Source organism: Enterovibrio norvegicus, from assembly GCF_002876705.1.
Taxonomy (GTDB): domain Bacteria; phylum Pseudomonadota; class Gammaproteobacteria; order Enterobacterales; family Vibrionaceae; genus Enterovibrio; species Enterovibrio norvegicus_B.
The window spans coordinates 1-398 of the sequence record NZ_MDAG01000091.1 but is presented as its reverse complement, the minus strand read 5'-3'; the positions used below and the strand labels follow the sequence as shown (position 1 = coordinate 398).

Genomic DNA, 398 nt, shown 5'->3' with positions numbered 1-398 from the left:
TACTCTCTGCTTCACCTCACCGGTTACGATCTGTCGATTGACGATCTTAAAAATTTCCGTCAACTGCATTCAAAAACCCCAGGTCACCCTGAGTACGGGTATGCACCAGGCATCGAGACCACCACGGGTCCTCTAGGCCAAGGCATCACCAATGCGGTCGGCATGGCAATGGCAGAGAAATCTCTGGCGGCGCAATTTAACCGTGAAGGCCACGACATCGTTGACCACAACACCTATGTGTTCTTGGGCGATGGCTGTTTGATGGAAGGTATCTCTCACGAAGCCTGTTCACTGGCGGGAACGCTAGGCTTGGGCAAGCTGGTTGCATTCTGGGATGACAACGGTATTTCTATCGATGGTCACGTAGAAGGCTGGTTCACTGACGACACGCCTAAGCG

1 pseudogene is annotated in these 398 nt (G+C 52.8%); it reads left to right on the top strand.

Annotated features, from left to right (window positions below):
- Positions 1-398, top strand: a pseudogene (locus BCT27_RS25320) (transketolase); the annotation flags it as partial.